This window comes from Streptomyces sp. NBC_00400, from assembly GCF_036048035.1.
Lineage (GTDB): Bacteria > Actinomycetota > Actinomycetes > Streptomycetales > Streptomycetaceae > Streptomyces.
Map to the genome: position 1 here is coordinate 3,001,349 of NZ_CP107940.1, position 21,449 is coordinate 3,022,797.

General features: G+C 71.4%; 19 protein-coding genes. 10 read left to right on the forward strand and 9 right to left on the reverse strand.

Annotated features, from left to right (window positions below):
- Positions 1–126 precede the first annotated feature (126 nt).
- Genes OHS81_RS13095 through OHS81_RS13105 form a run of 3 tightly spaced genes read left to right on the forward strand, consistent with a single transcriptional unit; the run spans position 127 to position 3,610 of the window.
- Entirely contained in the window at positions 127–1,104 is a 978-nt protein-coding gene (locus OHS81_RS13095; protein ID WP_328384954.1) for a glycosyltransferase family 2 protein, read from the forward strand.
- Positions 1,104–2,459: a polysialyltransferase family glycosyltransferase gene (locus OHS81_RS13100; RefSeq protein WP_328384955.1), complete on the forward strand. Its 1,356-nt coding sequence runs from the start codon at positions 1,104–1,106 to the stop codon at positions 2,457–2,459. Before OHS81_RS13095 ends, OHS81_RS13100 begins: the two co-directional genes overlap by 1 nt.
- Positions 2,456–3,610: an acyltransferase family protein gene (locus tag OHS81_RS13105; protein ID WP_328384956.1), complete on the forward strand. Its 1,155-nt coding sequence runs from the start codon at positions 2,456–2,458 to the stop codon at positions 3,608–3,610. The genes OHS81_RS13100 and OHS81_RS13105 overlap by 4 nt, the downstream gene beginning before the upstream one ends.
- A gap of 87 nt (positions 3,611–3,697) precedes the next feature.
- Here the strand turns inward: OHS81_RS13105 and OHS81_RS13110 are convergent, their stop codons facing one another.
- Complete coding sequence (locus OHS81_RS13110; protein WP_328384957.1) at positions 3,698–4,378, reverse strand: TetR/AcrR family transcriptional regulator C-terminal domain-containing protein; 681 nt, start codon at positions 4,376–4,378, stop codon at positions 3,698–3,700.
- A 38-nt stretch (positions 4,379–4,416) separates the two neighbouring features.
- Here OHS81_RS13110 and OHS81_RS13115 point away from each other — a divergent pair, with 38 nt between their 5' ends.
- Positions 4,417–5,988 carry an FAD-dependent oxidoreductase gene (locus OHS81_RS13115; protein ID WP_328384958.1) on the forward strand — a complete coding sequence of 524 codons (1,572 nt, stop codon included), beginning with the start codon at positions 4,417–4,419 and terminating at the stop codon, positions 5,986–5,988.
- Positions 5,989–6,022: 34 nt separating this feature from the next.
- Here OHS81_RS13115 and OHS81_RS13120 read toward each other — a convergent pair whose 3' ends face one another.
- Positions 6,023–6,625, reverse strand: a complete 603-nt coding sequence (locus tag OHS81_RS13120; protein ID WP_328384959.1) for a TetR/AcrR family transcriptional regulator — start codon at positions 6,623–6,625, stop codon at positions 6,023–6,025.
- A gap of 69 nt (positions 6,626–6,694) precedes the next feature.
- Between OHS81_RS13120 and OHS81_RS13125 the strand changes: the two genes are divergently transcribed.
- Both OHS81_RS13125 and OHS81_RS13130 read left to right on the forward strand, forming a co-directional pair.
- On the forward strand, positions 6,695–7,684 hold the full coding sequence (locus tag OHS81_RS13125) for a DMT family transporter (protein WP_328384960.1): 990 nt from the start codon (positions 6,695–6,697) through the stop codon (positions 7,682–7,684).
- Positions 7,685–7,890: 206 nt separating this feature from the next.
- Positions 7,891–9,243: an IS4 family transposase gene (locus OHS81_RS13130; RefSeq protein ID WP_328384961.1), complete on the forward strand. Its 1,353-nt coding sequence runs from the start codon at positions 7,891–7,893 to the stop codon at positions 9,241–9,243.
- A 36-nt stretch (positions 9,244–9,279) separates the two neighbouring features.
- On the opposite strand, the gene OHS81_RS13135 is transcribed toward OHS81_RS13130, so the two are convergent.
- Together OHS81_RS13135 and OHS81_RS13140 are read right to left on the reverse strand one after the other, a co-directional pair.
- Positions 9,280–10,677 carry a GntT/GntP/DsdX family permease gene (locus OHS81_RS13135; RefSeq protein ID WP_328384962.1) on the reverse strand — a complete coding sequence of 466 codons (1,398 nt, stop codon included), beginning with the start codon at positions 10,675–10,677 and terminating at the stop codon, positions 9,280–9,282.
- A gap of 104 nt (positions 10,678–10,781) precedes the next feature.
- Positions 10,782–11,300 carry a gluconokinase gene (locus OHS81_RS13140; protein ID WP_328384963.1) on the reverse strand — a complete coding sequence of 173 codons (519 nt, stop codon included), beginning with the start codon at positions 11,298–11,300 and terminating at the stop codon, positions 10,782–10,784.
- A gap of 132 nt (positions 11,301–11,432) precedes the next feature.
- Here OHS81_RS13140 and OHS81_RS13145 point away from each other — a divergent pair, with 132 nt between their 5' ends.
- Complete coding sequence (locus OHS81_RS13145; RefSeq protein ID WP_328384964.1) at positions 11,433–12,134, forward strand: FadR/GntR family transcriptional regulator; 702 nt, start codon at positions 11,433–11,435, stop codon at positions 12,132–12,134.
- A 134-nt stretch (positions 12,135–12,268) separates the two neighbouring features.
- On the opposite strand, the gene OHS81_RS13150 is transcribed toward OHS81_RS13145, so the two are convergent.
- Both OHS81_RS13150 and OHS81_RS13155 read right to left on the reverse strand, forming a co-directional pair.
- Positions 12,269–12,481 carry a hypothetical protein gene (locus OHS81_RS13150; RefSeq protein ID WP_129294538.1) on the reverse strand — a complete coding sequence of 71 codons (213 nt, stop codon included), beginning with the start codon at positions 12,479–12,481 and terminating at the stop codon, positions 12,269–12,271.
- Positions 12,482–12,613: 132 nt separating this feature from the next.
- On the reverse strand, positions 12,614–14,212 hold the full coding sequence (locus OHS81_RS13155; protein WP_328384965.1) for an acyl-CoA mutase large subunit family protein: 1,599 nt from the start codon (positions 14,210–14,212) through the stop codon (positions 12,614–12,616).
- A 137-nt stretch (positions 14,213–14,349) separates the two neighbouring features.
- Between OHS81_RS13155 and OHS81_RS13160 the strand changes: the two genes are divergently transcribed.
- Complete coding sequence (locus OHS81_RS13160; protein ID WP_328384966.1) at positions 14,350–15,225, forward strand: L,D-transpeptidase family protein; 876 nt, start codon at positions 14,350–14,352, stop codon at positions 15,223–15,225.
- A gap of 279 nt (positions 15,226–15,504) precedes the next feature.
- Here OHS81_RS13160 and OHS81_RS13165 read toward each other — a convergent pair whose 3' ends face one another.
- The 3 genes from OHS81_RS13165 to OHS81_RS13175 all read right to left on the reverse strand — a co-directional run bounded on the left by OHS81_RS13165 (position 15,505) and on the right by OHS81_RS13175 (position 19,930).
- Positions 15,505–16,560 carry a hypothetical protein gene (locus OHS81_RS13165; protein WP_328384967.1) on the reverse strand — a complete coding sequence of 352 codons (1,056 nt, stop codon included), beginning with the start codon at positions 16,558–16,560 and terminating at the stop codon, positions 15,505–15,507.
- Positions 16,560–17,399: an RNA polymerase sigma factor gene (locus tag OHS81_RS13170; protein WP_328384968.1), complete on the reverse strand. Its 840-nt coding sequence runs from the start codon at positions 17,397–17,399 to the stop codon at positions 16,560–16,562. Before OHS81_RS13170 ends, OHS81_RS13165 begins: the two co-directional genes overlap by 1 nt.
- A gap of 818 nt (positions 17,400–18,217) precedes the next feature.
- Positions 18,218–19,930 (reverse strand): beta-N-acetylhexosaminidase, encoded by a 1,713-nt coding sequence (locus OHS81_RS13175; RefSeq protein ID WP_328384969.1) that lies wholly within the window; start codon positions 19,928–19,930, stop codon positions 18,218–18,220.
- Positions 19,931–20,311: 381 nt separating this feature from the next.
- Between OHS81_RS13175 and OHS81_RS13180 the strand changes: the two genes are divergently transcribed.
- Positions 20,312–20,860 carry a 2-oxo-4-hydroxy-4-carboxy-5-ureidoimidazoline decarboxylase gene (locus tag OHS81_RS13180; protein WP_443058695.1) on the forward strand — a complete coding sequence of 183 codons (549 nt, stop codon included), beginning with the start codon at positions 20,312–20,314 and terminating at the stop codon, positions 20,858–20,860.
- Between the two features lie 205 nt (positions 20,861–21,065).
- Complete coding sequence (sdhC, locus tag OHS81_RS13185; RefSeq protein ID WP_030066793.1) at positions 21,066–21,446, forward strand: succinate dehydrogenase, cytochrome b556 subunit; 381 nt, start codon at positions 21,066–21,068, stop codon at positions 21,444–21,446.
- The last annotated feature ends 3 nt before the right edge of the window (positions 21,447–21,449 follow it).

A 21,449-nucleotide genomic window follows, 5' to 3' on the forward strand; every position in this document is an offset into this window, starting at 1 on the left:
CAGCGGGTCGACGAATGGCTAACCAGCCCGATTGTCGACCTGGTTAACCATCCCGCCATTCTTCGTTCACCTTGAGGCCCGCGTCCGGTAAAGACGAATGCCGCCCGCGCACCTAACGTCACCCGGGTGGTTAAGCTCTCCGTCATCGTGCCGTTCTACAACGTGCAGACATACGCGCCCGACACCCTGAAAAGCCTGGCGGCCAACGCCCGCGAAGATTTTGAATTCCTGCTCGTCGACGACTGTTCCCGCGACGAGACCCCGGAGATTCTTGCGCGCGCCGGGCGCGAGCTGCCGGGCGCCAGAGTGCTGCGGCACGAACGCAACGGCGGCCTGGCCACCGCCCGGAACACCGGCCTGGACGCGGCCCGCGGCGAGTACCTCACCTTCCTGGACGGTGACGACTGGCTCGCGCCCGGTTACTATCCTCAACTCCTCGGCGCCATGGAGGAGTTGGGATGTGACTTCGTCCGTACCGACCACGTGCAGTGCACCGCGCGCGCACGCAGCGTCCACCGTGTTCCGCACGGCCGGCGCGGGGTGGTGCTGGACCCGCGCGAGGTGATCCTGCCCGCCGACCGCTCCACCTCCGTCGACTACGCCTTCGCCTGGGCCGGGATGTACCACCGCCGGCTGCTGGACGAGGGGGTACTGCATTTCCGGGACGGGCTGCGCACCGCGGAGGACCGCCCGTGGATCTGGCGGCTGCACCGCGAGGCGAAGTCCATGGCGGTGGTCGGGCTGCTCGGTGTTTTCTACCGGCGCGGAGTGGCGTCCTCACTGACCCAGATCGGAGATGTGCGGCAATTGGACTTCATTCGCGCCTTCGATCAGGTGATCGAGGAAACGGCGCAGGACCGCGATGCGGATCTTCTGCTGCCGAAGGCGGTGCGCACCTATTGCGCGATCATTTCCCACCACCTCGGTTCGATCGAACGTTTCGAACCGCAGGTCGCCCGTAAATTGCGCGCGATGAGCGCCGCGGCCCTGAAACGCATGCCGCAGGACGTACTGAAGGAAGCCCTGGATTCGATGGATGTGCAGCGTGCGTCCCGGCTGCGGCGGCTGCGCCGTCGCCCGGTCCCCGCGGAGGTGGCCGCCTGATGTCCACCCGCCCGCGTACCCAGATCTTCATGGCGTCCACGCTCTACGGTGCGGCGACGCTCGCCGCCGCGCTGGACGCCGACTGCTTCGCACCGGCCGACCGCCGTCTGCTGCTGCTCAGCAACAACGCCACGACCCCGGAGACCAGCGCGTCGCTGGACACCATGCCCGGCTTCGAGCCGCTGCGCGGCCGCTTCGACCGGGTGCTGTCGTGGAACGAGACGATCAGCCCGTTCCACCCCGGCGGCTGGTCGCCGCGCTCGGACGACGCCCCGTTGTGGGAGCGGCATCTGCGGCTGCTGTGGGGCCTGGGCGACGACCACATCGAGCTGGTCGTGGAGTCCATCCAGGTCAACCCGGCACTGGCGATCGCCCAGCTGTTCCCGGACGCGCCGATCGATGTCTACGCCGACGGCCTGATGAGCTACGGGCCCACCCGCAACAAGCTCGACCCGCTGATCGGCACCCGGATCAACCGGCTGCTGCACCTGGACCTGGTGCCGGGCCTGACGCCGCTGCTGCTCACCGAGTTCGACGTCGCGGCGCAGACCGTACCGACCGACGCCTTCACCAAGGTGCTGGCCGAACTCGGTGACGCCAGCGGCGAGGTGGCGGTCCCGGAGGGCGCCGCGCTACTGCTCGGCCAGTACCTCTCCGCGCTGGGCATCCTCACTCCGGAGGAGGAAGAGGAGCTGCATGTGCGGATGGTGCGCGGCGCCGCCGAGCGCGGCCACCGCGAGATCGTCTTCAAACCGCACCCGTCCGCGCCGGCCCGCTGGTCACGGCTGCTGGAGCGGGAGGCCGGGAAGCTGGACATCGCGCTGACCGTGCTGGACACCCCGGTGCTCGCCGAAGTGCTCTACCAGCGGATGCGGCCCGCGCTCGTCGTCGGCTGCTTCTCCACCGCGCTGCTGACGGCGGCCACGTTCTACGGTCTGCCGACCGCGCGGACCGGCACCGGCCTGCTGCTGGAACGGCTCACCCCGTACCAGAACAGCAACCGCGTCCCGGTCACGATCGTGGACGCGCTGGTGCCCGACCTGGGCGACCGCAGCGAGCGCCCGCGCGCCTTCGCCACCCCCGAGAGCATCGAGGGCCTGGTCGCCGCGGTCGGCTATGCGATGCAGCACCAGATCTATCCGCAGCTGCGGCCGGCCGCCGAGCGCTACCTCGCGGCGCATCTCGACCAGGTCACCTGGCGCTACTTCAAGCGCCGCCGGCTGACCGCGCTGGCGCTGCCCGGCGCGATCCCCTCCCAGCTGTCGTTCCTGCCGCGCAATCCCACCGTCCGCAAGGTCGCGCGCCGGGCGCGTGCGGTGCAGCGGCGGCTGAAGAAGCGGGCCGCTTTCGGATGACCACGTCCCCGCTGACGACCGGCGCGCCGCCCGCCGCGCCGGATGTCGTCACCACCGCCCCACAGCCCGCGATACGGGGGCGCAGCCGCACCGGACCCTCGCGGCTGCGCGCCCTGGACGGGCTGCGGCTGCTCGCCGCGCTGATGGTCGCCGCGTACCACTTCGGGGGCCGCAACGGCGAGATATCGCAGGCCTGGGGCGGTTCGCCCGCCCATCAATTCCCCACCGCCGCGCCGCTGTTCGCCTACGGCTGTCTGGGCGTGCAGATCTTCTTCGTGATCAGCGGCTTCGTGATCTGCCTCAGCGGCTGCGGCCGGACGCTGCGCGCGTTCACCGCCTCCCGCGTCTCCCGCCTCTATCCGGCGTACTGGGCCGCGATCCTGCTGGTCACCGCGGTCTTCGCGCTCCCCTGGGTCGCCTACAAAGCGCTGCCGCCCAGCGAGGTGCTGACCAATCTGACCATGCTGCAGCAGCCGTTGGGCGTGGACCGGGTGCTCGGGGTGTGCTGGACCCTCTGGGCGGAGATGCGCTTCTACGCCCTCTTCGCGCTCTGCGTCGTCCTGCCCGGTGCCACCCGCGGCCGGGTCGTGCTCTTCTGCGCGGGCTGGACCCTGGCGGCCGCGCTCGCGCAGGCCGCCCACGAGCCCTTCCTCGACACCGTGCTGATGCCCGAGTACGCCCCGTTCTTCATCGGCGGGGTGGGCCTGTACCTGCTGCACCGCTACGGCGCCCGCGATCCGGTCGCCTGGGCGATCGTGCTGGTCAGCTGGCTGATCGGCCAGCATTACGCGGTCGCCGGGCTGTGGCACGCACCGTCGGCCACCGCGTTCTCCTACCGCTCGACCGCCGTCATCATCGCCGTCGTCACCCTGGGGTTCGCCCTGGTCGCGGCGGTCGCCCTGGGCAAGCTGCAGTGGGCGAACTGGCGTTGGCTGACCGTGGCCGGCGCGCTGACCTACCCGTTCTACCTCGTGCACGAGCACCTGGGCTGGGTCGTGGTGCGGGCGCTGCACCACGGCCTCGGGCTGCCGTCGTACGCGACGCTGATACTGACCGTCGGGCTGATGCTGCTGCTCGCGTGGGTGCTGCACCGCTTCGTCGAGCGTCCGCTGACGCCCGTCCTGAGGCGGTCGATCGACCCACGGCGCTGAGGCCGGGCCCGGACGGGCGGACGAGGGAAGAGCGGGCGGACGGGCGGCGTCCGTGGCGCTACGGCCGCCCGCCCGCCCCCGCCGCACTCAGCCCCGCGCCTCCGGCCCCAACACGGCCTCGATGCCCGCGACGACGATCCGCAGCCCGGCCTCGAAGCTCCGCTCCAGATCGCCGAACATCACCTGGCCGGCCTGCGCCGCGAGCGGAAACTCCGGCCCGAGCTGCCGTTCGCGCTCAGGCAGGTCATAGGCCGGATCGCGGATCTCGCGCTGTCCGGGCACGGGGTGGACCGACTGCTCCTCGATCACCACGGCCACGGTGAAGTTGTACGCGGTCCACCAGGCCTGCGCGGCCGCATCCAGAGTGAAGCCCGCTCCCGTCAGGCAGGTCATCAGGAATTCGAGCGCCCCGGCGGCGGCGGTGCCGTCGGTCATCCGCGTACCGCTGAAGACCTTGGCGCCGTCGCGGTAGCCGAGCAGTTCGCGGCGCACCCTCCGGCAGCTGTCGAGCAGCGTTTCCTGCCAGGTGCCGTCGTGCGGGCCCGCGCCGAGCCCGCCGTCCTCCGGGCTCCCGGTCATCCGCCGGGTCATCTCGGTGGCCATCTCGTCCAGCAGTTCCTGCTTGTTCTTGAAGTGCCAGTACAGCGCGGGGGCCTGGACGTTCAGCTCCTTGGCGATGCCCCGCAGGGTGAGCCCGTCGAGGCCGACCTCGTTCAGCAGCCGCAGTGCGGTGTCCACGACCTGTTTCCGGTCGATGCGCGAAACCATGTTGACAACTTAACACCGTTAAAGCCATTCTCGTGAACATGGCACTTAACAACGTTAAGGAAACCTTTGGCGCCGCCCTGCCCCACGACGGCACGACGGTCGACGTACTGATCGCCGGCGCGGGCCCGACCGGCCTCGCCCTGGCCATCGACCTCACCCGCCGCGGCCTGCGCACCCTGCTCGTCGAGCGGCAGGACCGCCTCTCGCCCGGCGCCCGCGGCACCGGCGTGCAGCCGCGCACCCAGGAGGTCTACGACGACCTCGGACTGGTGGACGCGGCCTTCGCGGCCGGCAGCCTCTACCCGAGGACCGCCCTCTGGGAGAACGGCGAAATCGTCGACGTCACCGAGATGATCGAGCGGGTCGACCCGACGCCCGCCACGCCGTACTCCAACGGCCTGATGCTGCCGCAGTTCCGCAACCTGGAGCTGCTGTACGCGCGACTGCGAGAGCTCGGCGGAGACGTCCTCTTCCGCACCGAACTCACCACGTTCGAACAGGACTCGGCCGGCGTGACGGCCCGTCTGCGGCACGCCGACGGGGCGGAGCGCACCGTGCACGGGGCCTATCTGGTCGCCACCGACGGCGGGCGCAGCACCATACGCCGCGCGCTCGGCGTCAAGATGAGCGGTCCGGAGCTGGAACCGGTCGCCGTACTGCTCGCGGACCTCCGGGTGGACGGCCTGGACCGCGACCACTGGCACCGCTGGGAGCTGCCGACCGGCGGATTCGCGGGCCTTCTCCCGCTGGCCGGCACCGACTACTTCCAGACCATGATCGCGGGCTTCGACGGCACACCGGACACCTCACCCGAGTCGGTCCGTGCCGAGCTCGCGGCGCACACCCACCTCGACGCCGCGCAGATCGGCGAGGTCCTGTGGTCCTCCCTCTTCCGCCCCCGGGCGGGCCTGGTCGAGCGCTACCGCACCGGCCGGGTCTTCCTGGCCGGCGATGCCGCGCACATCCACTCCCCGGCGGGCGGCCAGGGCCTGAACACCAGCGTCCAGGACGCCTACAACCTCGGCTGGAAGCTCGGCCAGGTGCTGCGGCAGGGCGCGGACGACAGCCTCCTCGACACCTACGAGACCGAGCGCCGCCCGATCGCCGAGAGCATCCTCGACACCAGCACCCGGCTGCACCGCACCCGCGAGATGCGCCGCGGCCGCGATCTGCACCAGCTCGGCATCGGCTACCCCGGCAGCCCGCTCACCCGGGAGCTGCGCACGGACCTCGCCGAGGGCATCCCCGCCGCGGGCGACCGGGCCCCCGACGCCCCGTGCACCACGGCCGACGGCACGCCCGCCCGGCTCTTCGACGCCTTCCGCGGCCCGCACTTCACCCTGCTCGACCTGGGCGGCACCGGCATCGACGACAGCACCCTGCCCGCCGATCCGGCCCTGCTGCGCCTCGTCCGCGTCGGCGGCCCGGCCCCCGACCTGATCGACACCGACGGCCACATCCGCGACGCCTACGGCCCGGACCCCGCCGTCCTCCTCATCCGCCCCGACGGCTACCTCGCTCTCGCCGCCCCGCCCGAGGACGCGACGGCCCAGGTGGCGGCGGCCCTGGGGACGTACTTCGGCGCGGGCGCGGTGGCGGCGGCCCGCTGAGCGCCACCGGCCGGCGCGGGGGTCCGGCCCGCGGTCACGACCCCGCGCCCCCGGCCGCGAGCAGCGCCCCCGCCTCGTCCCGGGCCCGGCCGATCGGGTCGGGGAAGATGTCCAGGCCGTGAGCGACCAGGGCCCCTTCGTGCAGGAGCATCAGCGCCCGGCCCAGCCGCTCGGCCCGGCCGGGCGCCGCGGCCGCGGCCAGATCGGTGAACAGCGCGAGCATCCACTGCTTCTGCGCGGTGATGATCGCGTACGCGGGGTGGGCCGGATCGCTGATCTCGGCGTGGGCGTTGACCATGCTGCACCCCTTGGCGCTGTGCTCGGCCGACCAGTCCCGCGAGGCGTCGAAGACGGCCAGGATCCCCGCCGCGGGCGCCGGCCCCGCGGCGTCGAGATACGGCGCCAGAAAGGCCCGCCAGCGCTCGTCGCGGTCGGCCAGGTACTCCACGACGATCTGCTCCTTGGAGCCGAACCGGTCGTAGAGGGTCTTCTTCGTCACCCCGGCCTCGGCCGCGATCAGATCCACCCCGACCGCATGGATGCCGCGCTCGTAGAACAGCCGCTCGGCGGCCGCCAGGGCGCGGCGCGCGGCGGGCGTCATGGTGATCCGACGTGGTGTCTGCGAAGGAGTACCCATGGCAAAAAGTATACCGATCTGTATAGTGAAAGGAGAGGTATACAGATCGGTTTACCGAAGGGGGATGGCATGCACTTCCTGCTCTCGGCCGCCTTTGTGCTGTGCTGGAGCTCCGGCTTCATCGGGGCCAAGCTCGGCGCGGGCAGCGCGCCCGCGGCCACGCTCCTGATGTGGCGGTTCCTGCCGCTCGCCGCCGTCCTCGCCCTCGTGGCGGCCACCGCCGCCCGCGCCTCGTGGCGGGACCTGACGGCACGGGACCTGGCCCGGCAGGCCGCCATCGGCGCCCTGTCCCAGAGCGGCTATCTGTTCACCGTCTACTCCGCGATCCAGCTCGGGGTCTCCAGCGGCACCACGGCCCTGATCGACGGCACCCAGCCCCTGGTGGCCGGGGCGCTCGCCGGGCCGGTGCTGCACCAGTACGTCTCCCGCCGGCAGTGGCTCGGGCTGTGCCTGGGCCTGGCCGGCGTCGTCCTGGTCACCACGGCCGACGCGGCCGCCGGGGCGGGGGTGAGCCGGTGGGCGTATCTCGTCCCGTTCCTCGGCATGTCCTCGCTGGTGGCGGCCACCTTCCTGGAGGGCCGCTCGCGCACCCGGGTCGCGCCGTCGGTCGCGATGACCGTCCACTGCACCACCAGCGCCGTCCTCTTCACCGCCCTCGCCGCCGGCACCGGCGCCGTGCGGCCGCCCGCCGCGCTCTCCTTCTGGGTCGCGGTCGGCTGGCTGGTGGCACTGTCCACCTTCGGCGGGTACGGGCTGTACTGGCTGATCCTCAGGCGCTTCGGCGTCACCGAGGTGAACACGCTGATGTTCCTGATGGCGCCGGTCACGGCGCTGTGGGGAGCCGCCATGTTCGGCGAACCGTTCGGCCCGCAGACCGCCGCCGGGCTGGCGGTCGGCCTCGCGGCGGTCGCGCTCGTGCGCCGCGGAGCGACGCCCCCGGCCGCGGCCCCCGCCGCGCATCCGCCCCCACGCGCACGAGGCCGTACCAGCGGGCATCCGCTCGTACGGCCTCGTGCCGGGGACGGGCGCCTGAGGGGGGTGGGGCGCCCGGGACGGTGATCCGTCCGGAAAGAACAAAGGGACAGCGGTCCGGCGGACCAGGGGCTCTGGGGAACTCCTGAAGGACCGGGGAGAGCCAGGAGAGCTAGAGGCAACGCCGTTCAGTTAGGCGCGGAGGTCGTTCGTCAAGGCTGGTGAACGAGGCAGCGGAGCTGCTGTAGAAGAGGGCTGTCCTCCAAGACATCCTCACTACGGGAGCTCCGCTGTTGGAACAGGCTGCCATAACCAGGACGGCCCGGGTAGCGGCCGGGGTGTTCGCGCCGGGGCATATCGGTGAGCTGACCCGGATCGTGCCGTTCGAGATGGTCGATGCGGTGCTGGCGGAGACCGGTGCGGTGCAGCGCAGGGTCCGGCTGGTGCCGGCGCGGGTCACGGTGTACCTGCTGCCGGCCGCGGCACTCTTCAACGGGCTGGGCTACCAGCAGGTCTTCGACCGGCTGTGCGCCGGGCTGGCGGGCCTGCCGCTGCTCCGGCCCAGCGGCAGTGCTCTTCGCCAAGCCCGCCAGCGGCTGGGTCCGGCACCGATGAAGGCGCTGTTCAACCTGGTGAGCGGACCCGCGGCCACGACCGCTGCCGCCGGGCGGTGGCGGGGACTGAGGGTCGTCGCGGTTGACGGCACCCTGCTGCCGGTCCCGGACTGCCCGGCCAACCTCGCGGTGTTCACCCGGCAGCGGCTCGGCAACGGGACCTCGGGCTACCCGCAACTGCGTCTGGCCGCGCTGGTGGCCTGCGGCACCCGGTCGGTGATCGGGGCCGTGTTCGGCCCGGCCACGCATGGCGAGCTGGAATACGCCCGCTGCCTGGCAGACAGCCTGCGGCCCGGAATGCTGCTGCTGGGCGACCGGAACTTCTCCTCCGCCGCCCTGCTGAACCAACTGGCCGCCACCGGCACCCATCTGCTCGTCCGCTGCAAGGCCAACCGGAAACTGCCCGCGGTGGCCCGCTGCCACGACGGCTCGGTACTGACCCGGATCGGACCGCTGACCATGCGCGTCATCGACGCCGAGATCACCATCCGCACTGCCCAGGGCACCCGCACCGGCCACTACCGGCTGCTGACCACCCTTACCGACCCGGCCACCCACCCGGCTGGTGAACTCGTCCGGCTCTACCACGAGCGCTGGGAGATCGAGACCGCCTACGCCGAGCTGAAGTCGACGACTCTGGGCGGACGTGTCCTGCGGGCCCGCACTCCCGACGGCATCGAACAGGAAGTCTGGGCCCTGCTGACCGCCTACCAGGCATTACGCACTGCGATGACCGACGCCACCGACAGCGCCCCGGGCACCGACCCGGACCGGGCCGGCTTCACCACGGCCCTCGCCGCTGCCCGAGACCAACTTGTCCTGGCCGCGGGCGTCATCACCGGCACCGACATCGATCTCGTCGGCACCATCGGCCGTCACGTCCTGGCTCACCTCCTGCCGGCCAGGCGGGTCCGCACCAAAGACCGCATCGTCAAACGCGCAATCTCCAAATACAACGCACGCGGACCCGCCATCGACCGCACCACCTACAAGGCCACCATCAGCATCACCATGCTCACAAGCAGCCCTTGACACCACCGAGCCCGCCCTAACTGAACGGCGTTGGAGCTAGAGGACCAGCGAGAGCAGCAGGACGCACCCGATCCCGACGACCGAGATCAGCGTCTCCATCACCGACCAGGTCTTCAGCGTCTGGCCGACGCTCATCCCGAAGTACTCCTTGACCAGCCAGAATCCGGCGTCGTTGACATGGCTGAAGAACAGCGAGCCGCACCCGATGGCCAGCACCAGCAGCGCGGCGTGGGTGGTGCTCATGTCCGCGGCGAGCGGGCCGACCAGTCCGGCGGCGGAGATGGTGGCCACCGTCGCGGAGCCGGTCGCCAGCCGGATGGCGACCGCGATCAGCCAGGCCAGCAGCAGCGCGGAGATGTTCCAGCCCTTGGAGACGTCCAGGATCATCTGGCCGACACCGGCGTCCACCAGCGTCTGCTTGAAGCCGCCGCCCGCGCCCACGATCAGCACCACCCCGGCGATCGGGCCGAGCGACTTCTCGACGGTGGTGGCGATCCGGCCGCGGGTGAACCCGGCCGCCCGGCCCAGCGTGAACATCGCGACGAGCACCGCGGTGAGCAGCGCGATCAGCGGTGAGCCAACGACGTCGAAGACCCTCTGGACCGTGTGCTCCGGATCGTCGACGACGATGTCCACCAGCGCCTTGGCCAGCATCATCACCACCGGCAGCAGCACGGTGGCCACGGTGATCCCGAAGCCGGGCCGCTTCTCCAGGTCGTCAGAGGCGCGCTCGGGCACCATCTTCTCCGGCGGCTGGATGTCCACCCAGCGGGCCGCGTAACGGGAGAAGACCGGGCCGGCGATGATCGCGGTCGGAATGGCGACGACCACACCGAGCGCGAGGGTGATGCCGAGGTTCGCCTTGACGGCGTCGATCGCGGCGAGCGGGCCGGGGTGCGGCGGTATCAGCCCGTGCATGACGGACAGTCCGGCCAGCGCGGGGATGCCGATCCGCATCAGCGAGAAGTTGCCGCGCTTGGCGACCAGCAGCACCACCGGGATCAGCAGCACGATGCCGACCTCGAAGAAGATCGGCAGCCCCACGATCCCGGCGATCAGCACCATCGCCCAGGGCATCGCCGACCGGCCCGACTTCGCCAGGATCGTGTCGACGATCTGGTCCGCGCCGCCCGAATCGGCGAGCAGCCGCCCGAGGACGGCACCGAGCGCGATCAGCACACCCGTGCCCGCGACCGTCGTGCCCAGCCCCGTCGAGAAGCTGGTGATCGCCTTGTCGAGGGGCGCACCGGCCACCGCGCCGAGCACCAGCGAACCGATGATCAGCGACAGGAAGGCGTGCAGCTTGAACTTGGTGATGAGCAGGACGATGACGGCTATGCCGGCCAGGACGGCGATGCCCAGCTGTGCGTGACCGGCCGAGGTGATCGGCTCGGTCGCATCCGCTGCGAGCATCTCGACGCTGAGATGTGTCACGGCGATTCCCTTGGTTGGACGGGAGGGGGAGAGGGGTGCTGCTGGTGGGACGGCCCTGAGGAGGGGTGCGGGTGGGGGCAGGGGTAGGGGTGGGGCCGCCGGGCCTATCCAGCCGGCGCGGTCATCGCCCGCAGTGCGGCCACCGCGCGCCCGGCGATCTGCTCCGGGCTGCCGGACACATCCACGGCGACGCCCGCCTCCTCGCGCCCGAGCGGTTCGAGCGTGGCGAACTGGGAGTCCAGCAGCGCGGCCGGCATGAAGTGGCCCCGGCGCCCGGCCATCCGCTCCTCGATCAGCGCGCGGTCCCCGGTGAGATGCAGAAAGACGACTCCGGGGGCGGCGGCGCGCAGCCGGTCGCGGTAGGCACGCTTGAGCGCGGAGCTGCTGACCACTCCGCCGTGCCCGGCCCGCTCGTTGGCCCAGGCGCCGATGGCGTCCAGCCACGGGCCGCGGTCGGCGTCGTCCAGCGGGATACCGGCCGACATCTTGGCGATGTTGGCCGGCGGATGGAAGTCGTCACCCTCGGCATACGGGACGCCCAGTCCGGCGGCCACCAGCGGGCCGATGGTGGTCTTGCCGGTGCCGGCCACGCCCATCACGACGATCACGTCGGGGGTGCTCATCCCGTGGTACCTCGCTGTCTTCATCGACCTCGTGCGGCCCCCACTGAAACCCATTAGGTACGACGTATTCAAGAGCCTGTGATGCAAACGTCATACTTAATTGGCCGGGGTGCGGGAACGTAGGCTTGCCCCATGGAAAACGAGGGGAAGGGACTGCACGCCCGTGTACTGGAGTCCCTGGGGCCCGCGATCACCGCGGGCGACTACCCTCCGGGCACGGTCCTGCGCACGGACGAGCTGGAGCAGCGCTTCGACGTCTCCCGCACGGTCATCCGCGAGGCGATCCGGGTACTGGAGTCCATGCAACTGGTCGCCTCCCGGCGCCGGGTCGGGGTCACCGTCCGCCCGGCCGAGGAGTGGAACGTCTACGACCCACGGGTGATCGGCTGGCGACTGGCCGGCCGCGACCGTCCCCGGCAGCTGCGCTCGCTGACCGTGCTGCGCTCGGCGATCGAACCGGTCGCCGCGGGCCTCGCCGCCCGGCATGCCACCCCCGCGCAGTGCGCCGAACTCACCGAACAGGCCATGGGCATGGTCGCCACCTCACGCGGCCAGCAGCTCGACGCCTACCTCGTCCACGACACGGCCTTCCACCGCGTCGTCCTGACCGCCTCCGGCAACGAGATGTTCGCCCGGCTCGGCGATGTGGTCGCCGCCGTCCTGACCGGCCGCACCCAGCACCATGTGATGTTCACCGACCCCGACCCGGCCGCGGTCACCCTCCACGTCCAGGTCGCCGAGGCGGTACGCACCGGCGACGCGGCGCGGGCGGAGTCCCTGACCCGCGAGATCACCACGGGCGCCATGGCCGAACTGGACGTCCTGGCACCGTAGTTGCACACCGGCCCGGAGTCCCACCGCACCGCCACCGGCCGTCCCCCCGGCGGCACTCCGGCACCACCACCGGCCGTACACCCGGCGACCTCCCGGCTCAGACAACGGCTGCTGCTCAGAACAACGGCTCCTGCTCAGAACAACGGCTGCTGCCCCGGAAACGGCGGCTCCTCCGGGTCGAACAACTTCTCCGCCGGCGCCATCATCGGCGCGATCCGGCGCGACCCCGGACAGGAAATCAGCTCCAGCACCGTCCGCCGCCCGGGCGGGTCATGGCGGGCGAAGCGGCCGCCGACAACGGCGATCTCTCGGGTGCAGACGGGGCACGTGCGGCGGGGGGACGACATGACACCAGTCTGACTCACCCCAGTTCGACGCCCACAAGCTCCCGCACCCGCCCGGCCGGCGCCGCACCCCGGCCCCTCACCGGGCCGGTCCCGCACCCTGACCTTCCCTCTCAAATGCCTCCAACTGCCCCTTCAGAACACATCCGTCGGAACATAAGTCCCCCACACCCCCCGCAGCGCATCACACACCTCGCCCACCGTCGTTCTCGCCCGCAGTGCCTCGCGCAGGGGATAGAGGACATTGTCCGTGCCCTCGGCGGCCTTGCGCAGGTCATCGAGGGCTGCCGACACCGCCCGGGCGTTGCGGCGCTCCCGGAGCACGGCCAGCCGCTCGGTCTGCCGGGCCTCGATCGCCGGGTCGACGCGCAGCGGCTCGTACGGTTCCTCCTCGTCGAGCTGGAAGCGGTTGAGGCCGACCACGACCCGCTTGCCGGCGTCCGTCTCCTGCGCCAGGCGGTAGGCGTTGCGCTCGATCTCCTCCTTCTGGAAGCCCCGCTCGATGGCGGCCACCGCACCGCCCATGTCCTCGACCCGCCGCATCAGCGCCACGGCCGCTTCCTCGACGTCGTCCGTCATCGACTCGACGGCGTAGGAACCGGCGAACGGATCGACGGTGGCGGTCACATCGGTCTCGTAGGCGAGCACCTGCTGGGTGCGCAGCGCGAGGCGGGCGGACTTGTCAGTGGGCAGGGCGATGGCCTCGTCGAAGGAGTTGGTGTGCAGCGACTGGGTGCCGCCGAGCACGGCGGCGAGCCCCTGGAGGGTGACCCGGGCGAGGTTCACCTCCGGCTGCTGGGCGGTGAGCTGCACCCCCGCCGTCTGGGTGTGGAACCGCAGCATCAGCGACTTGGGGTTCTTCGCGCCGAACTCCTCCCGCATCACCCGGGCCCAGATCCTGCGCGCGGCCCGGAACTTGGCGACCTCCTCCAGCAGCGTCGTACGGGCGACGAAGAAGAAGGAGAGCCGCGGCGCGAAGTCGTCGACGTCCATCCCGGCGGCCACCGCGGTCCGCACATAGGCGATGCCGTTGGCGAGAGTGAAGGCGATCTCCTGCACGGGCGAGGCGCCCGCCTCGGCCATGTGGTAGCCGGAGATGGAGATGGAGTTCCACCGGGGGATCTCGGCCCGGCAGTACCGGAAGATGTCCGCGGTCAGCCGCAGCGACGGCTGCGGCGGGAAGATGTAGGTGCCCCGGGCGATGTACTCCTTGAGGACATCGTTCTGCACGGTCCCGTTCAGCCGGTCCGCCGTCACCCCTTCCTCCTCCCCCACCAGTTGGTAGAGGAGCAGCAGCAGTGCGGCGGGCGCGTTGATCGTCATCGACGTCGACACCTTGTCCAGCGGGATACCGCCGAACAGCACCCGCATGTCCTCGACCGAGTCGATGGCCACGCCGACCTTGCCCACCTCGCCCGAGGCGATCGGGGTGTCCGAGTCGTGGCCCATCTGCGTCGGCAGGTCGAAGGCGACCGACAGGCCCGTGGTGCCGTGGGCGATCAGCTGCCGGTAGCGGGCGTTGGACTCGCGCGCGGTGCCGAAGCCTGCGTACTGCCGCATGGTCCATGGCCGCCCGGTGTACATCGACGGATACACGCCACGGGTGAAGGGGTAGCTGCCGGGCGCGCCGAGGCTGCGCTCCGGGTCCCAGCCGTCCAGCGCCCCGGGCCCGTACACCGGCTCGATCGGCAGGCCGCTCTCGTTGTACCGCTCACTGCCCGACTCGTGCGCCATGGGTGCACGCCTCCCAATTGGTGACCGGTTCGACCGGGTTTACGCCGTGCTCACAGCATGCCCGCAGGTTCGCCGTCCCGCAGCGCTGGGAAGAGTCTCCGAGGGCCGGTCGGGCCGCCGAGATCCGGGGGTTGCGCATGCAGCGGAGCAGTGGAAGACGTACGGCGCCTGCGGTGGCCGCGGTGCTGGTGGTGGCGGCGCTGGCGATGGGCTGCCGCCCGGTGACGGTCACCGGAGCCGGTTCGCCCCACAGCGCGGGCGCCCGCTACGCCCCCACCTCCCCCGCTCCCCCGCCGCTCGGCCATCACGCACCCCCCGCCCCGGACCGGCACGCCACCCCGCCGCGCCCGCACCGCACCGCCCACCACGCGCCACCGGCCCGCCGTCCGCTCATGGCAACCGGTTCGCGCGGCGCGCAGGTCCGCGAACTCCAGGCGCGGCTGGCCCAGCTGAGCCTCTTCGACCACTCCCCGACGGGCTACTACGCCTCGGTGACCGCGACCTCGGTCCGCGCCTTCCAGCAGCGGCAGGGCCTGCCCCGTACGGGCACCGTGCAGCCCACGGCCTGGAGGGCGCTGCGGTCCCACACCCGCACGCCGTCGCACACCGAGCTCTACCCGCCCACCACGAGGCCGGTCGGCACCCCCGACCCGCGCTGTATGACGGGCAGGGTGATCTGCATCAGCAAGCGGAGCAACACCCTCACCTGGATGGTCGACGGCCGGGTCGTCTCGGCGATGGATGTCCGCTTCGGCTCGCAGTACACCCCCACCCGCGAGGGCGTCTTCGCGCTCACCTTCAAGAGCCGCCATCACGTCTCGACGCTCTTCCACACGGCCATGCCGTACGCGATGTTCTTCAGCGGCGGCCAGGCCGTCCACTACTCCGCGGACTTCGCCGCCCGCGGCTACCGCGGCGCCTCACACGGCTGCGTCAACGTCCGCGACAAGACCAAGATTGCCGCCCTGTTCAGCACAGCGAAGAAGGGCACCAAGGTGGTCGTCTTCCACTGAATCCCCGAGTTTCCCCACGGCCCGACCCAAAATCTCTGACCGAAGCGAAAATTGAGCAACCCCCACCCGCAGCAACCACATCCGCGAGAGCGGCGCCGGTTTAGGCGCAAAGAGGGGTGGCGCCGGCTTAGGCGCAAAGAGAGGGCGCGGGCAGGGCCGGGGGAACGTGCCCCGCCCGCGCCAGATGCGCTGAGCCGTAGGTACGGGGGGAACCCCGGCTCGTCGCGCAGCCGATGACCAGTCGGCTCACTCATTACTGCGCCACGGGTTCAAAAAACGTCACACCGGGCCGTCGGCGGTTCCGCTGGGCGTGGCGTCTCCGGGGGCCGGGGCGGTTGCCGAGGGCCCGGGGGCCGGGGTGGACGTGCCGGAGCCGGGGGTGGCGGCGGGAGGCTGGGCCGGGTGCCCTTCGTCGTCCTCGTCGCCGCCGGAGCCGCCGCTGCTCTGGCCGGATCCGCCGGTGTCGCCGCCGATGCCGCCGACGAGCCCGTCGCCGCCCGAGCCGCCGCCGGTCTGGTACCGCGCCAGGTAGGCACGGCAGAAGGCGTGCACCTTGTCCGGTCCGCCGGCCTTGCGTTCGAGGCGCCGCAGCGTGTCGCGGTCCATGGTGCCGCGCTTGCCGGACTCGTAGTTCTGGCAGAGGGCGAGCAGGAGATTCTTCGTGCCCCCGCGGCCGGGATCGGTGGCGGTGCCACCGGGTTTGCCGTGGTCGGGTCCCGTGCCGCCGCTCGGAGTGCCGCCGGGTCTCCCGCCGGCGCCGGGGCTGGTGCCGGGCGTGGGGGGCCCGGAGGGCCGGGTGTCCGGCCGGCCGGGGGTGGCATCGGGGGTCTGCGCCGTGGTGCCGTCGGTCTGGGCGCCGGGTTCGCCGGTGCGGAACGGCCGGGGGGTTTCCGCGGCGGAGACGCTGGAGGCGGGTGCCGGGTCGCCGCCCCGGAAGGGGCTGGGCAGGACGCCGGTACCGGCCGCGACGGCGACGCCGCCGATGGCGCAGGCCGCGAGGGCCACGGCGAAGCCGCGCCGGAAGGGGCGGCCGAGCCGGGTGCGTTCGGCGAGGTCTGCGGTGTGGGCGGTGCGCACGCCGTCCTGGAACGGGTCGGCGGCGGTGCGGTGGCGGGCGCCGGAGCCGCGGTGGGCGGCCTGACGGAATGCGGCGACGGCCGCGTCCTCACCGGGCAGCTGCGCGGCTTCGGGTGTCCTGGCGGCGACCGCAGCGGCGGCCTCCAGGAGCTGTTCGAGTTCACGCGCACCGTCGCCGTGCCGGGCACTGACCGGTTCACCGCGCAGCAGCTGCTCCGCGGTGTCCTTGTCGAGCCAGTTGTACCGGTCGTCGGCCATCACATGTCCTTCTGCGTTCGTGCGGCCGTTTCCGTCACACCCGGTACGTACGATTCCGCCACGCCGTCGCGGCGTCTTCTGCCCTGTACGGGCACTCCGTTCATTGTCCCGCCACCTCCGGGCGGGCCCGGTGCGGGCCGCCGCGAGGGGACTCCTTCCCCCTGGCCGGCGCCGTCTTCCCCGCCACCCCGGCCACTGCCCTGACGTCCGTCCCGAGGTCCGTCCCGCGGTCCGTCCGGGCGTCCGTCCCGAGGTCCGTCCTGGGTCCGGTCCGGCTCGTCGCCGATCAGTTCGGCGAGCCGCCGCAGTCCGCGGTGTGCGGCGGTGCGCACCGCGCCGGGCCGTTTGCCGAGCACCTGGGCGGCGTTCTTGGCATCGAGTCCGACCACCACCCGGAGCACCACCGCCTCGGCCTGGTCCTGCGGCAGCCCGGCTATCAGCCGCATGGCGCGGCCGGTGCCCAGCGCTTCGAGCGCCTCGCCCGCGGTGTCGGACGCGCCGGGGGTGTCGGCCAGCTCGCTCTCGTCGCCGCCGATCGCCGGCCGCCGGCCGCGCATCCTGATGTGGTCGAGGGCGCGGTTGCGGGCGATACGGGCGGCCCAGCCGCGGAACCGGTCGGCGTCACCGCTGAAGCGGGAGAGGTCGCGGGTGATCTGGAGCCAGGCCTCGGACGTGACGTCCTCCACGTCCGGTTCGCTCACCAAGGTCCGTACATATCCCAACAACCGGGGATGTACGGCGCGGTAGACGGTACGGAACGCCGCCTCGTCACCGCCCTGTGCCGCTTGCACGGCCACCGTCAGCCGACGGTCGTCCGGCTGAATGTCGTCCCCTCGCACGGGTCCATCCTGTCGCACGCGGAATGTCCGCCGCCCGGTCCTTGCTGCATTGCTGCTTCGCTCGCCGTACCACCGGCTTGCTTCCCCGTTCCGGCGCCGTTCGAGCGGGCGGCGCCCGTCCGTACGGTCCCGGAGCCCGGGCGGGCCACCGTGCGCCGCCGGCCGCGGCAGGCCGGAAACCGCCGGTAACCCGGATGTTCCCGCAGACCGTATCCCGTGTGGGTGAACGATCCGAACCCGGGACAGGTGCACCGGCCCCTACGACGGAGTCGAACAGCGCAGGACACCGAGCGACCGGCGCTCCGGCGACGTGCACGCACGAACCCCTCGAAAACCCCCGGAGCGGACCCCCGGGAACTCCCGGGACGGCCCCCCGGAAACTCCCGGGACGGAACCCTCGGGAACCCTGGGAATCCCCCGGGACGGACCCCTCGGGACTCCCCGGAAGGACGGCCTTTTCCAGCCATGCCCGACGGTTCGGCACCGTGCGCGACCGGCGCGGAACCGCACGTTACGGGCCTGTTCGGCCCCGCGTCCAGACCACCGCCGGCCCTGCCTCCAGACCACCGCCGGCCCTGCACCCACCCGCTGGCCACCCCCTGGCCACCCCCTCGCCGCCCCGGATCCGGACCACGAGCCGTACCTCTCCCCGTACCCCGTGTGACGCTTTCGCGCCGTCTGGCGCTGTACCGGATAGAGGGCCGTCACAGGCTCTTCGCGAACGACGGCCGGGGCCTCTCCTGTGGGGGGTGGCGGCCCCGGCCGTCCTCGTGTTCTCTCACCCGTTTCTTACCGGGTCCGCTCTCGTATCCGGTCTCTCACACCCGGCCCGCCAGCGCCTTGAACTCCGCCCAGGACAGGGCCGGCGTCCGCGGGTCCCAGGTCTTCTGCGCCAGTGCCGCCAGCGGCAGCCGGATCCCGGCCGCCACCTGCTGCACCGTCTGCGCCTGGGCCCGGTCGCACCAGATCGCGAAGCGCGCTCCGGGGATGCGGTCCGGGCCCGTCATGTTCGCGGGCACCGCCACCGGCCGGGTGCCGCGGAGGACCATCGGCGTCCAGCTCTGGTAGATCCGCTGACCGGTCGGATAGGTGAACTGGTTGGGCTCGCCGAGCACGTAGTAGAGGAACGCGTCGTTGAAGTTCAGGACGTTGCGGCCCTCGTGGAGGTATTCCGCGGGGTCGCGCTTGCCGGCCTCCGTGCCGGTCCAGTAGTCGACCATCCGGCTCTTGGGCGCGCTCACGACGCCGCCGGCGAAGAATCCGTCATTCCAGGCCTCGATGCGGTTCTTGCCCTTGGCTTCCACGGTCTTCTGCCGGTCGTTGAGCCAGCCGGTCGTCAGGTCCTCGATGGTGCCGCGGGACCCGTACTTCTGCCGCGCAGCCTTCGCGAGCTGCGGGTACTTGGTGGCGGGGGAGGACGACATCAGCGCCTGGTACTCGTCGCCGCCCAGATGCCAGTACGCCGGGGCACCCTTCGGGTTGGTGAAGAGCTCGCTCATCTCCTTCAGCAGCGAGTCGATCAGCGGGGCGGACTTGGGGTTGGAGATGTCGATCGCCCCGGGGATCACCCGGCCCTGGACGTTGCGCAGCTGCAGGGCGGGATAGTGGGCCAGCACGGCGCCCAGGTGGCCGGGCGAGTCCAGCTCCGGGACCACGGAGATGTGCAGGGTGCGCGCGAGCGCGATGATCTGGCGGACCTGGGCCTTGGTGAGATGGTCGGCGGAGACGATCTCGGGGTGGGTGTCGCTCTGGATGCGGAAGCCCTGGTCGTCGGAGAAGTGCAGCTGGAACTGGTTGAGCTTGAGGTCGGCGATCTCCCGCAGCCGGGCCTCGATCCAGTTCTGGCTGAACGGCTTGCGGGCGTTGTCCAGCGACATTCCGCGCTGCGGGCGGTCGGGCCGGTCCTCGATGGTGCCCTCGGGAAGTCCGCCGGCGGCGCGTACGGCCTGCTTGACGGTGCGGGTGCCGTAGAAAATTCCGGCGTCGGTGGGGGCCGTGAGAGTGAGCTTGGTCCCGGCGGCCTTGAGGGTGTAGGCCTCGTCGGCGGCGCTCTTCACGGGGACGTTGTTGTCGGTGTTCTTGCCCGTCAGCTTCACCTCGATGTCGCCGGGCCGTACCTCCTGGTCGCCGTAGACGATGCCGAGGCCGAGGTCGTTCGCCATCCGCTGGGCCTCGTCGGCGACATTGCTCTTCTCGCCGGCCGGTACCACCACCCGGGCGCCCTTGGACGGGCGCCAGCCGCGCCCGTCGGCTGACCGGAATTCCCGGACGGCGGGGATGACCTGCGGCTTTCCGGTGACCGGTGCCCATGTCGGAGTGCCGGCAGGCGAGGGGTTCATCTTGGCGCTGGTGCTCCCGGGCGGCTCGGTGTCGGCGGTGCCGGAGCAGCCGGAGAGGAGCAGCGCACCGGTGAGGGCCGCGGCCGACAGCGCGGGCCGGGCCGCCGGGCCCGTCCACGCCCTGGGCCTCGTCAGGGGGCGCAGCAAGGCCGAGGGCCGCGGGGCGCGCGGCGGCCGCATCGGATTCGACATCGTGCAATCCTCACTTTTCGGGGCGAAGGCATTGCCAGGTGTGTGGAGCCGGTCGTCCACCGAACGCGCGAAAGCTCTCTCATCCGGGTGAAATTCGCGCATCCTTCGGACAGCGAACGACAAGCGTCGTTAGCGTGGCGGTTCCAGTCGTCACCCCCTTCACAGGGCCCTCCCGGAACCACCGGATACCGCCGGGGTGCGGTGATCCACAGGCACCACCGTCACATCCGCCGCCGCTTCGCGTCCCGGCTTCGGTCCGCTTCCCCCCAGCTTCCGTCAGTCGTCCGTCCCGCACCCGTCGAAGAGATCCATTCGCATCCGTCCGAGGAGCCCACGCTGTCCGGTGACACCCCGGCCGCCCGGCCGACGACGCTGCGTCCTGTGCAGCCCCCGTGGTGCGGCATATCGTCGCGGGCCCCCGGCTCCGCCCTGCCCCGCCCCCGCCGTGAGGACATCGGGCTCGGCCGCTTCAACGCCCTCAGCCGTGACGACACCCTGACCGCGCTCCTGAGCTGCTGCGGCAGCCGCCGCTGGGCCGAGCGCGTGGCCGCGCACCGCCCGTACCCGGATACGGAGTCCCTGCTCGCCGCCTCCGACGAGGCCTGTTACGACCTGACGGCGGCGGAGCTGGACGAGGCGCTTGCCGAGGAGTCCCTTTCCCCGCAGCCGCTCGTCGGCGCCCGCGGGCCCGGCACCCTCGCCGCCCACACCGCGCTGCGCGCCGCCCACGCCGAGTACGAGCGCCGGTTCCGTCATGTCTTCGTCATCTGCCTGGACGGCTACCGCGACGAGGAACTGCTCGACCAGGTGCTGTCCGGCATCCGCACCCGGCTGGGCAATGAGCCGGACGAGGAGCGGACGATCGCCGCGGAGGAGCTGCGCCGGCTGGCCCGCGGCCGGCTGATCCGGCTGATGAGCTCCGAACGGTAACGAATCATGGCATTTGACCGGAAAGCCCCGGTCCGTTCTTGCGTGATAGCCCGTTGGTGCCTGTTTGATCACACCTAAGGACCCCCGCGCGAGGAACCGACAGCTCGTCGATACGATGACGAGCGGCCGGTGGACCATACCCGGCCGGGCCCGACCGACAGAGAAGCCGGCGCGGCCCTAATCCCCGCTCCCGGAGGGTTCTTCCGTGCCGGCTGGAACGCTGTACCGCGGCCGGGAAGGCATGTGGTCCTGGGTGGCTCATCGAGTCACCGGCGTCCTCATTTTCTTCTTCCTGTTCGTTCACGTCCTCGACACCGCTCTCGTACGCGTCTCCCCTGAGGCGTACGACAACGTCGTTGCGACATACAAGACGCCGATCGTCAACGTGATGGAGTACGGCCTGGTGGCCGCCATCCTCTTCCACGCGCTCAACGGCCTGCGGGTCATCGCCGTGGACTTCTGGTCGAAGGGCCCGAAGTACCAGAAGCAGATGCTGTGGACGGTCGTCGGTGTCTGGGTCGTACTGATGGCCGGTGCCTTCTACCCCGTGCTGCAGCACACCCTGCGCACGCTGTTCGGGAGCTGACGC